The sequence below is a fragment of the Neisseria sp. HMSC064D07 genome, from assembly GCF_001837185.1.
In the GTDB taxonomy this organism is placed as follows: domain Bacteria; phylum Pseudomonadota; class Gammaproteobacteria; order Burkholderiales; family Neisseriaceae; genus Neisseria; species Neisseria flavescens_C.
The window spans coordinates 25,683-37,919 of sequence record NZ_KV831705.1 but is presented as its reverse complement, the minus strand read 5'-3'; the positions used below and the strand labels follow the sequence as shown (position 1 = coordinate 37,919).

Genomic DNA, 12,237 nt, shown 5'->3' with positions numbered 1-12,237 from the left:
GGTTCGGTTCGGTTCGGTTCGGTTCGGTTCGGTTGCCATAATTGCGTCTTCCATCAATGATTACTTACAAAGTGTCCATTTTATCGGGATATGTTGAAAGTTAAAAGAAAAGAAGGCCGTCTGAAAAACTTTAATATTCGTTTTTCAGACGGCCTTCTTTTCACTTGCCGAAACAAGAGTATTTTGTCTCTCAACTTTACAAAACGGTCAGTCCTGCTGCTTACTTCTACCCCAAAAACTCTTTCAAAAACAGCAATACGCAGGCCAGTTCATCGGCGGATTCGCGTTGCGTGCCGTTGCCGGTATGGCCGCCGCCGTCAGGCGAGTAGAGCCAAGATTGCGGCGAGGTTTCTCGCAGTTTGGCGTAGAACTTGAGCGCGTGGGCGGGATGGACGCGGTCGTCGCTGAGGCTGGTGGTAATGAGCGCTGGCGGATAATTGATGCCGTCTGAAAGATTGTGATACGGCGACAATTCGCCCAGCCAGCGTTTGCAGACTTCGTATTTTTGCGGATTGCCGTATTCGTCCGTCCAGCTTGAACCGGCGGACAGCAGCGGATAACGGATCATATCGGTCAGCGGCACTTCGCACACCAGCGCGCCTATGCTTTGCGGTTCGCGCACGAAGGCGGCGGCGGTAATCAGGCCGCCGTTGCTGCCGCCCTGCAAACCGATGTGTTTGGGCGAACTCATGCTGCGTTCGGACAAATCGCGCACGACTGCTAATAAATCATCAACGCTTTTGTGTTTGCTGATTCCCTGCGCCGCCTGATGCCAGCGCGGGCCGAATTCGCCGCCGCCACGGATGTTTGCCAATACAAAGGCATTGCCCTCTTCCAGCCAATATTTGCCGACACTGCCCAGATAATGCGGCAATTCGGGAATGCCGAAACCGCCGTAGGCATAAACCAAGGTCGGCGTGTCGAGCGTGGCGTTTTTGCCGACGTGGAAATAAGGAATGCGCTCGCCGTCGACCGAAGTCGTCCAAAACTGCTGCACGTTGATGCCGTCTGAATCAAACTGCTGCGGCTGACGGCGCATGACGGTCAGTTCCATCACGTTCAGATCCAATGCAAACAGTGTCAGCGGCGTGGTGAAATCGCTGGCGGCAAGGTAAACCACGTCGCCGCCCCACGGTTGGTCGGTCATTTCCAACGCGCCCGAAGGCAGGCGCGGCAGTTCGACTTCCTGCCATTTACCGTCGCTAAAGCGCCATGCTTTCAGACGGCCTTGTACGTTCTCCAGTAGGCTCGCCACGACAAAACGCTTGGTCGTTTCCACGCTTTCCAATGCCTGCGTTTCATCGGGCGCAAACAAAAGCTGCGCCGCGCCTAATTCGCCACGGTTTAATTTTACTGCCACCAATGCGCCGCTCGGATAGCTTTGGTTCGCTCGATTCCAGTCTTTGCGCAGCGTCAGCAAAAGATGTCCCGCCAGATAGCCAACTACGTCGCAATCATTGGGCAGGTTTAACGGTTTCGCCTCGCCTTCGGTCGACACCTGCAAATAGGTTTTGGTGTAAAAACCGTCCGATGCTTCAATCAAATCAATCGGCGAACCCTGCGGATCGAGATAACGCCACGCGTTCACCATCATGCTGTCTTCGGCAATTTGATACACCGGCAAGCTTTCCTCGAAACTCTTGCCGCGTTCCACCAGCCATACTTCGCGCGGATAGCCCGATTCGGTCAACTGGCGTTCGTCCCAAGCCGGACACACCCAAACGCTGTTTTCATCGCGCCACGACACATGGTTTTTGCCTGCCGGAAAGTGAAAACCGCCTTCTACCAACTCCCCTGCTTCCAAATCCACTTCCAGCGTGTACGCCGTATCGCCGCCCGATTTGCTCAGTGTCAACAGCGCGCGGTTGGGCTGTTCCACCAAGTGCGACACGCCGCCCAAATACACATCGTCGCCAAGCAATTCGTCGAAATCCTCCACTGAAAACAGGATTTTCCACTCAGGATAGCCGGAACGGTACGTCGCCGCGGTACATACGCGGTACACGCCCTTCGGATATTCCGCGTCCTGATGGAAATGGTACATCCGCGCGCGGTGTTCCTGACAAAACGGAATCTGCCGCGTGTCCTGCAACTGCGCCAAAATACCGTCAGACAATTCACGCGCCTTGTCATTTTCTAAAAAACGCGCACGCGTTTCGGCATGCGCCGCGGCGGCAAAATCTTGCGTTTCAGGAGATTCGAGGTTTTCAAAATGGAGATAGGAATCGGGGTAAGATTTCATAGGAAAAGGCCGTCTGAAAGATTGGGAAACGGAATTATAACGGCAAAATCAAAAAAGGCCGTCTGAAACCTGCATTTCAGACGGCCTAAGACATTATTCAATTTAACGTCCGTATATTTTCCACAAACCTTCCTGCAAACCAAACGCAGGCTCGCCGTCTTGCGGCTGGGTGCGGACGTAGCTGCCGTCAGGCTGCATCAGCCAAGCCTGGGTATTGTCTTCCAAGGCCATTTCCAAACCTTCGCGGATCACGCGTTCTTTGAGTTCAGGCGTGGTAATCGGCGTGGCGACTTCAATGCGGCGGAAGAAGTTGCGCCCCATCCAGTCGGCGCTGGAGATAAAGGTATCGTCTGCGCCGTTGTTATGGAAGCAATACACGCGCGAGTGTTCGAGTTGGCGGCCGATGATGGAGCGGACGCGGATGTTTTCGGACAAGCCTTTTACACCCGGGCGCAAAGTACACATACCGCGCACAATCAGGTCGATTTGCACGCCTGCCGCGCTGGCTTGATACAGCGCATCAATTACACTCGGCTCGATGAGGGAGTTCATCTTGGCGGTAATCCGCGCCGGTTTGCCTGCTTTGGCGTGTTCGGTTTCCTGCTTGATGCGGTCGATGACCATTTTGTGCAAGGTAAACGGGCTTTGATAGAGCTTGTTCAGACGGCCCGGCTTGCCCAAGCCTGTGATTTCCATAAACAACGTGTTCACATCGGCAGTGATTTGCTCGTCGGCGGTGATGATGCCGAAGTCGGTGTAAATGCGCGATGTGCCTTGGTGGTAGTTACCGGTACCGAGGTGGGCATAATGCTTGAGCACGCCGTCTTCGCGGCGGATAACCAAAGCCATTTTGGCGTGAACTTTGTAGCCGAATACGCCGTACACAACGTGCGCACCTGCCTCTTCGAGCTGTTTCGCCCAGTTGACGTTGTTGGCCTCGTCAAAACGCGCCATCAGTTCGACAACGACGGTAACCTGTTTGCCCGCCAGTGCGGCCTTCATCAATGCGCGCACAAGCTCGGAATTGCTGCCGGTACGATAAATGGTCATTTTGACGGCCAACACATCCGGATCGGCAGCAGCCTCGCGTATCATTTGGACAACCGGATCGAAAGATTGATACGGATGGTGCAGCAAGATCGGCGACTGTTTGACCAGTTTGAATACGGAGCCGTTTTTGCGCAAGGCTTTCAGACGGCCTGCATTGCGTGGCGGAAACTTCAAATCCGGCCTGTCCACCAAATCGGGGACGGCATTGAGGCGCACCAAATTGACCGGCCCTTTGACCTGATACAGCTCGGCAGAAGTCAGCTTGAACTGGGCAAGCAAGAAGTCGTGAATATGCGCCGGACAAGTGTCCGCTACTTCCAAGCGCACGCCGTCGCCGTATTCGCGGTCGTGCAATTCGTTTTGAATCGCGGCACGCAGGTTTTTCAAATCTTCTTCATCAACCGTCAAATCGCTGTCGCGCGTGAGGCGGAACTGATGGCAGTCTTTAACCTTCATGCCGGGAAAGAGTTTGCCGACATGGGCGTGCAAAATCGAAGACAAGAACACAAAGCCTGCATCGCCGCCGCAAATTTCAGACGGCATGGGGACCACGCGCGGCAAAATGCGCGGAGCCTGAACAATCGCCATTCCGGACGGACGGCCGAACGCATCCGTGCCTTCGAGTTCGACGGCAAAGTTGAGCGATTTGTTTAACGGGCGCGGGAACGGGTGTGACGGATCAAGGCCGATAGGCGTGAGAATGGGCAACAGCTCGTTGTCGAAATAGTTTTCGATCCATTTTTTCTGCGCAGCCGTCCATTTGTGGCGGCGATAGAAATGAATGCCGGCGCGGCCGAGTGCAGGCTGCAATACTTTGTTAAACAGGTCGTACTGCTCGCGGATCAGAGCCTGCGCCTCTTTCGCCACCGCTTCGATGGTTTCGGCCGCGGTTTTTCCGTTGTCGAGTAGTTGATGCGGACGCAGTTTGTTTTCGCGTTTCAACCACGCCATGCGGACTTCAAAAAATTCGTCCAAATTGGAAGACACGATGCACAAAAAACGCAAACGCTCCAACAAAGGAACTTTCGTATCCTGCGCCTGAGCCAGTACACGGCGATTAAACGCCAACAGGCTGAGTTCTCGGCAAAGAATGCGGTTTTGCTTGGGCATGGTTCACTCCTGAAACATCGGTCATTAAGACTATCAAGTATAACGTTTTGCCGCCATTCCGTCAGGTTTCAGACGGCCTTGACAGAAAACCTTATCCCTATTTGAGGCAAGACAAAGGGTTATCCGTTATTTTCTATGCCGAAACAGCGGTTTTTGCTATAATGCGCAGTTTAATGCAACCGCAATACCACTGCTAAAGGATAAGAAAATGGGCTTTTTGCAAGGCAAAAAAATTCTGATTACCGGCATGATCTCCGAGCGTTCCATCGCTTACGGCATCGCCAAAGCCTGCCGCGAACAAGGCGCGGAATTGGCATTTACTTATGTTGTCGACAAACTGGAAGAGCGCGTCCGTAAAATGGCGGCCGAACTCGGCTCCGAACTCGTGTTCCGCTGCGACGTTGCCAGCGACGACGAAATCAACCAAGTTTTCGTTGACTTGGGCAAACACTGGGACGGCTTGGACGGCTTGGTTCACTCCATCGGCTTCGCCCCTAAAGAAGCTTTGAGCGGCGACTTCCTCGACAGCATCAGCCGCGAAGCATTCAACACCGCTCACGAAATCTCCGCATACAGCCTGCCTGCGCTGGCAAAAGCCGCCCGTCCGATGATGCAGGGCCGCAACGCCGCAATCGTTGCACTGAGCTACTTGGGCGCCGTTCGTGCCATTCCTAACTACAACGTTATGGGCATGGCCAAAGCCAGCCTCGAAGCCGGCATCCGCTTCACTGCCGCCTGCCTGGGCAAAGAAGGCATCCGCTGCAACGGCATCTCCGCAGGCCCGATCAAAACCCTGGCCGCTTCCGGCATCGCCGATTTAAGCAAACTCTTGGGCCACGTCGCTTCCCACAACCCATTGGGTCGCAACGTTACCACCGAAGAAGTCGGCAACACCGCCGCCTTCCTCTTGTCCGACCTTGCTTCCGGCATCACCGGCGAGATTACCTACGTTGACGGCGGCTACAGCATCAACGCGCTGAACGACGAAGAGAACTAAACGGTTTACACACCAAACGCACTTTCATCATGAAAGTGCGTTTTTTATGGCCGTTACATTATGGCTTGAATAACTGCATGACAAAAAAGGCCGTCTGAAAGTCAAATACGGATACGAAACGTTACCTTTACAGGCTTTCAATGATTATGTTTTCAACATTATTATATTATCATTCTACCTCAATTTGAAATTCCGATAGAGTATTGATTCTAAAGATAACATTCATGTTATCTGATACTTAGCTACTGATAAAAAGTAGTGCAAAAAAGTAACAGAAAAAATTCAGACGGCCTGTTTTTCATACAGAAGGCATAGAAGCAGAACATTTTTGACACAAAATACAAAATTTAACGTTATTGAATTTTTCTTAACTAATAAAGAGTTAAGATGCCTGCCAATTAATTGAATCACATCTGATTTTGACTCAAACACATACAGGAGATTAATTATGTCAATCGCTTCAGAATTTAAAGAATTTATTATGCGTGGCAACGTTGTCGACCTCGCAGTCGGTATGGTTGTCGGTACAGCATTCAGCGGCATCGTCAAATCATTGGTTGACGATGTAATCATGCCTCCTATCGGTCTGTTGATCGGCGGCGTTGATTTCTCCAACCTGTTCATCACGCTGAAAGACGGCGCACAAGCCGCTCCTGCAGAAGGTTACGCCAACCTGGCGGCCGCTCAAGCAGCCGGTGCCGTTACTTTGAACATCGGTCTGTTCATCAACACCGTTATCAGCTTCCTGATCATCGCCGCTGCCATCTTCTGCGTGGTTAAAGCCATCAACTCCGTGAAAAAAACCGAAGCTCCTGCTGAAGAAGCACCAGCAGAGCCTAGCGAAGAAGTTCTGTTGTTGCGCGAAATCCGTGACTCCCTGAACAAAAACTAATCACAATACCTAAACATACACACACAAATCAAGGCCGTCTGAAACCATTTCAGACGGCCTTTTCTCATACCAATCTATTTATCGTTAAACCCTTCCCATTGAAAGAATCACGCCCTTCCCTTTCTCAGCAAGCTATCCTGCTTTTTAACCATGAAGCAACGCTCATGTTAAATACAAATAAAATGAGCAGCACAACTCCTTGCCAATAAAAAAGCCCGATGCGTTCAACATCGGGCTTTTAATGGAAAACCAATCTTAGTCTTTGCGTGTTTCCACCAAAATCATTTCGACTGCTACGTCTTCCACTTCTACTTTAGGCACATCCGAACGGCGTGTTTTAGCGACCGGTTCAGGTTGTGGCTGTGCGGCAAAAGCGGCAACGGCTTGCGGATCAGTTTCAACGAAGATCAAATCGCCCAAGCTCTCAGGCACAACGATTGCAACAGGCGCTGCTTCGGCTACGGTTTCAGTTTGTGTGGCAACAGTTTCGGTTGGTACTTCGGCTGGTGCAACAGCAGCCGTTTCATTCGGAGACAATACCGCAGAAATGGCCTCTTTGACGTTGCTGACTGCAGAAGCAAGCAGGGCTTGTTCGGCATCAGCGCCTTCAGTTCGCGCTACGGCAGGCTCGTCTTCGCTTTCAATCGCAAATACGAATGGCTCTGCGCTGGTAACTTCAGGCTCGGACACCACAATCACCAGCGGCTCGGCTTGATCGCTTTCAGAAGACAATGTCACATTCGCAGCTTCAACCGTTTCGTTCAAACCTAAAACATGCGCTACGGCAAAGAGGACTTTGTCGGCGGTATCGGTAATGTTCAGGTATTGCTCGATTTTTGCCGAAGACGGAATATTGCGTTTTTTGCTGTTAGAACGGCGGTCGTTGCGGTTGTTACGCTGACGGTTGTTGCGGTCGCGTCCTTGACGGCCGTTGTTTTTCACACCCTCTTCGCTGCGGGCGTTGTCGTCCGCTTCAACTTGCGCCTGTTCGCCATCGGCTTGAACATTCACGTCCTCAACACGGTTTTCCGCAGGTTGATGACGGTTGCGCTCGTTACGACTGTTGTTGCGGCGGCGTTTATTGCCGTTTTGTTCCGCTTGGTTTTCAGACGGCATCTCAGCCAGTGCTGCCACTTCTTGAACGTTTACGTCTTCAACCGTTTCCTCAACACGGTTGCGCTCGTTGTTGCGATCATCGCGGCGGTTGTTACGGTTGCGGTTGCGACGGGTGTCTTTACGCTCGTCGTTGCGGCTTTCGTTTGATTTGCTTTCTTCAAACTTGCTGTCGGCAGCTTCGGCATTTACTTCGCGCACTTCAACTTTACTGCCGTCGTTTTTGTTGCTGCGGCGTGGATTTTGACGGCGACTGTTTGCGCGGCGGTTGCTGTTTTGGCTACGGTTGGTTGTAGTGCGTTTTTCGGCAGGCTCTTGAGCAACTGCGACAGGTGCAGGCTCGCCACCGAAAATGCGTTTCAACCAAGCTTTAAAGCTGTCCCACCAAGAGGCTTTTTTCTCAGGAGCAACCGTCGGTGCAGGCTGGGTATGACGTACGCCTTTGACAGCCGGCTCAGGACGGGAAGCTTTGGCTTTTTCGCTGCCGAAAGGTTTGGCGGACTCGTCTTCTTCCGGCTCGGCGACGCGTTTGTAGCTCGGTTCGCCGTCTTCTTCTACGTCATCGATGCGGATGCGGTTGATTTCGTAGTGCGGATTTTCCAAGTGGATGTTTGGAATCAGGACGACGTTCACATCCAAGCGCTCTTCCATCGCAAACAGCTCGGCGCGTTTTTCGTTCAACAGGAAGGTAGCAACATCGACAGGCACTTGTGCATGCACTTCGCCGGTGTTGTCTTTCATCGCTTCTTCTTGAATGATGCGCAAAACGTGCAGGGCTGTCGATTCGATGCCGCGAATCACGCCGGTACCGGCGCAGCGCGGGCAGGCGACATGGCTGCTTTCGCCCAAGGCGGGTTTCAGGCGTTGGCGGCTCAATTCCAAGAGGCCAAAGCGGGAGAGTTTGCCCATTTGCACGCGGGCGCGGTCTTTTTTGAGCGCATCGCGCAGGACGTTTTCAACATCGCGTTGGTGTTTCGGATTTTCCATGTCGATGAAGTCGATCACGACCAAACCGCCCAAGTCGCGCAAACGCATTTGACGGGCAACCTCTTCGGCAGCTTCCATATTGGTTTTAAACGCAGTGTCTTCGATGTCAGAGCCGCGTGTGGCGCGCGCAGAGTTTACGTCGATGGAAACCAGGGCTTCAGTGTGGTCGATCACAATCGCGCCGCCGGAAGGCAGGCTGACACTGCGTGAGAACGCACTTTCGATTTGGTGTTCGATTTGGAAACGGGAGAACAGCGGCGTGTGGTCTTGATAGAGTTTCAGACGGCCTACATTGCTCGGCATGACATAGCTCATGAACTCGGCAACTTGGTCATAAACTTCTTGATTATCCACCAGAATCTCGCCGATGTCGGGACGGAAATAGTCGCGAATCGCACGAATCAGCAGCGAGCTTTCCATAAAGAGCAGGTAAGGGTCATGATGCGCTTTGCCTGCTTCTTCGATGGCTTGCCAGAGTTGCTTGAGGTAGTTTAAGTCCCATTCCAACTCTTCCGCGCTGCGGCCGATGCCGGCTGTACGGGCAATGATGCTCATGCCGCTTGGAATGTCGAGTTCGGCCATGGCGGCTTTCAACTCTTGACGCTCTTCGCCTTCGATACGGCGGGATACGCCGCCGCCGCGCGGATTGTTGGGCATCAATACCAAATAGCGGCCGGCCAGGCTGATGAAGGTGGTCAGCGCCGCGCCTTTGTTGCCGCGCTCGTCTTTTTCGACTTGGACGATGACTTCCATGCCCTCTTTGAGCACGTCCTGAATACGCGCCCTGCCGCCTTCGTAGTCGCGGAAATATGAACGCGATACTTCCTTAAACGGCAAAAAGCCGTGGCGGTCGGTTCCGTAATCGACGAAACATGCTTCCAGCGACGGCTCGATGCGGGTAATGATACCTTTGTAGATATTGCCTTTACGCTGTTCTTTGCCCAGCGTTTCGATGTCCAAATCCAAAAGGTTTTGGCCATCGACAATGGCAACGCGCAGCTCTTCGGCCTGCGTTGCGTTGAATAACATTCTTTTCATAGTCACCTCGTGAACAGCGGCCGTTTGATTTGTGAATATCTTTTTCAGACGGCCTGTCTGTCCGGTTGGCACTCTTCAAAGGCAAGATGGGAAAATCCCCGTGTAACCAGTATTTGATTTGAAATCCGCAAGGTTGCATGCTTGAGCTCAAGCCATGTGCGGACGGATTCGGATAAAGAAGGAAATAAAGAACAATGCGGCGGAAAGGTTGATGGTTCCGCTGCCGTCCGAATGCTAATGCTTCGGACAAAATAAGGCAGCCTACATCTTCTTATTATCGTAGCGCCGGTAATTTCGGACGGTGCTGCGCGGACTGCGTCTTACGCCCGGCCGGACGGCAGGTTCAATTCAAACTTAATTACGGGATTGCGTTTGCCGGCTTTGAACAAACACAAGGAAATGCTTTGCGGAGTGCGTTTTTAATATAAAATCTCGTTTTAACAATAAATCCGTTTCAGACGGCCTGCGACGGCAGGTTCTGGTCCCGAAACGGACGTTTGGGATTATAGAGAAAATGCACGCAATACGCAAAGATTCAGTCAGCCTGATTGCCGTTGCCGAACACGAGGAAGGCCAACGCCTTGATAACTATCTGATAAAAATCCTCAAAGGCGTCCCGAAAAGCCATATCCACCGCATTATCCGCGCCGGCGAAGTGCGGCTGAACAAAAAACGCTGCAAACCCGACAACCGCATTCAGGCAGGCGATACCGTCCGCATTCCGCCGATACGCACCGCCGAAAAACAAAGGCCGTCTGAAAGCCAGGCCGCGCCTGCGCGCGAATTTGACATCATTTACGAAGACGATGCGCTTTTGGTCATCAACAAACCGTCCGGTGTTGCCGTCCACGGCGGCAGCGGCGTGAGCTTCGGCGTCATCGAACAAATCCGCCGCGCCCGTCCCGAAGCGCGTTATCTCGAACTCGTCCACCGCCTCGACAAAGACACCAGCGGCCTTTTGATGATTGCCAAAAAGCGCAGCGCCTTAGTGAAGCTGCACGAAGCCATCCGCAATGACCATCCGAAAAAAATCTATCTCGCACTGGGTGTCGGCAGGCTGCCGAACGACCGCTTCCACGTCAAGCTCCCCCTGTTCAAATACACCGGCGCACAAGGCGAAAAAATGGTGCGCGTCAGCGAAGACGGCCAATCCGCCCACACCATCTTCCGCGTGTTAAACCGTTTTTCAGACGGCCTTTTGCACCAAGTCGGCCTATCCGACCTGACCCTTGTCGAAGCCACCCTAAAAACCGGTCGCACCCACCAAATCCGCGTCCATCTGCAATCGCAAGACTGCCCCATTGCCGGCGACGAACGCTACGGCGACTATCAAGCCAACAAACGCCTGCAGAAACTCGGTTTGAAAAGAATGTTCCTGCACGCCTCCGAGCTGCACCTTGCCCATCCGCTGACCGGCGAAAAACTGATCCTGAAAGCCTCCCTGCCGCAAGAATTGGCGCAATTCATTGTAATGTTGGAAAATCAGGAAAAGGCCGTCTGAAATCAAATAGATTTACTTAACCCAAAATAAGGAAACGTCATGTCTAAATTTTATCTTCTATTAGCATTAATTTTAGCTGGTTGTACAACTGCATCGGGAATCCAAATCGTTGAAAAGGGCAACTCGGGTTTTGATACAGCAATCATTTACAAAGGCAAAGAAACTATTTTAGATGTTAATGAAAATAATGAACAAGAATATCGCATATTCCACCAAGGAGCATCAGGATTTACTCCTTCAACTGCTGTGAGACACAGTGCCGAAAAAAGAGCACAGGCTTTCTGCAAACAAAAAAATAAAAGTATGAAAGCAATTAGAGAAAGAGCATCTACTCCTCCTCACATCTTAGGGAATTGGCCTAGGATTGAAATTATTTTTATCTGCACAGAGACAAAACAAGTAGATATTGATAATTCAAGCAACAACAAAAAATATGATCAATTAGTAAATTTAAAGAAATTATTAGATCAAGGTATTCTTTCCGAACAAGAATTCAATCAAGAAAAAGTTAAAATATTAAGTAACCCATAGTTCTATTCGTGTATTTTGGTAAATTCAGCCACACCAAAATACACTTTTAAAATAATAAGTTATTCAAGGCCGTCTGAAAGGAAACCCATGAAACCCAAACTCATCATTTTCGACTGGGACGGCACGCTTGCCGACACCACCAACCCCATCATCCACACCTTCCAGCAAAGCTTTGCCGATTGCGGCCTACCCGTTCCCGAAGCCGACCAAATCCGCCCGCTCATCGGATACAGCCTCTCCGGCATCATCCGCCGCCTTGCCCACAACGTCAGCGAACACGTTCAGGAAACCCTGATTGAGACCTATGCCGCGCACTACCTCAATCCCAACAACCACAACATGACTCTGTTCCCCGAAGCCCTGCCCTGCCTGCAACGCTTGAAGCAACAAGGCTATTGGCTTGCCGTAGCGACCGGAAAAGGCCGCAGCGGACTGGATAGGTCCATCGAGCAAACCGGCACCCAAGCCTTCTGGCTGGAAACTGCCTGCGCTAGCGAATATCCGTCCAAACCCGCGCCCGATATGGTACTCGCCCTCTGCGACCGACTGGGTGTTGAGCCGGAAGAGGCCGTCGTCGTCGGCGACACCACCCACGACCTAGAAATGGCCGCCAATGCCAAAATCCGCGCCATCGCTGTCACCACCGGCGCACATACCGCCCAACAGCTTTCCTCCATGCCCCATGTCGCCATGCTCAACAGCTTGGCCAAATTGCCTGATGTATTGGAAACCTTATAAAAGGCTATGCAACATCTATATTAAAGGCCGTCTGAAAC

General features: G+C 51.9%; 8 protein-coding genes. 5 read left to right on the top strand and 3 right to left on the bottom strand.

What is annotated here, in order from left to right:
• Positions 1-226: 226 nt before the first annotated feature.
• Together HMPREF2608_RS08815 and ppk1 are read right to left on the bottom strand one after the other, a co-directional pair.
• Positions 227-2,242 carry a prolyl oligopeptidase family serine peptidase gene (locus HMPREF2608_RS08815; protein ID WP_070826673.1) on the bottom strand — a complete coding sequence of 672 codons (2,016 nt, stop codon included), beginning with the start codon at positions 2,240-2,242 and terminating at the stop codon, positions 227-229.
• Positions 2,243-2,344: 102 nt separating this feature from the next.
• Complete coding sequence (gene ppk1, locus HMPREF2608_RS08810) at positions 2,345-4,402, bottom strand: polyphosphate kinase 1 (RefSeq protein WP_070826672.1); 2,058 nt, start codon at positions 4,400-4,402, stop codon at positions 2,345-2,347.
• 208 nt (positions 4,403-4,610) lie between these two features.
• Here ppk1 and fabI point away from each other — a divergent pair, with 208 nt between their 5' ends.
• Together fabI and mscL are read left to right on the top strand one after the other, a co-directional pair.
• On the top strand, positions 4,611-5,399 hold the full coding sequence (gene fabI / locus HMPREF2608_RS08805; RefSeq protein WP_003748060.1) for an enoyl-ACP reductase FabI: 789 nt from the start codon (positions 4,611-4,613) through the stop codon (positions 5,397-5,399).
• 448 nt (positions 5,400-5,847) lie between these two features.
• Positions 5,848-6,291 carry a large conductance mechanosensitive channel protein MscL gene (gene mscL, locus HMPREF2608_RS08800; protein ID WP_070826671.1) on the top strand — a complete coding sequence of 148 codons (444 nt, stop codon included), beginning with the start codon at positions 5,848-5,850 and terminating at the stop codon, positions 6,289-6,291.
• A gap of 255 nt (positions 6,292-6,546) precedes the next feature.
• On the opposite strand, the gene HMPREF2608_RS08795 is transcribed toward mscL, so the two are convergent.
• On the bottom strand, positions 6,547-9,429 hold the full coding sequence (locus HMPREF2608_RS08795) for an Rne/Rng family ribonuclease (RefSeq protein WP_070826670.1): 2,883 nt from the start codon (positions 9,427-9,429) through the stop codon (positions 6,547-6,549).
• 514 nt (positions 9,430-9,943) lie between these two features.
• Here HMPREF2608_RS08795 and HMPREF2608_RS08790 point away from each other — a divergent pair.
• From HMPREF2608_RS08790 to HMPREF2608_RS08780, 3 genes are all read left to right on the top strand, one after another.
• Positions 9,944-10,930, top strand: a complete 987-nt coding sequence (locus HMPREF2608_RS08790; RefSeq protein WP_070826669.1) for an RluA family pseudouridine synthase — start codon at positions 9,944-9,946, stop codon at positions 10,928-10,930.
• 39 nt (positions 10,931-10,969) lie between these two features.
• Entirely contained in the window at positions 10,970-11,461 is a 492-nt protein-coding gene (locus HMPREF2608_RS08785) for an SHOCT domain-containing protein (protein ID WP_070826668.1), read from the top strand.
• An 87-nt stretch (positions 11,462-11,548) separates the two neighbouring features.
• Entirely contained in the window at positions 11,549-12,199 is a 651-nt protein-coding gene (locus HMPREF2608_RS08780; protein WP_070826667.1) for an HAD-IA family hydrolase, read from the top strand.
• Positions 12,200-12,237 lie beyond the last annotated feature (38 nt).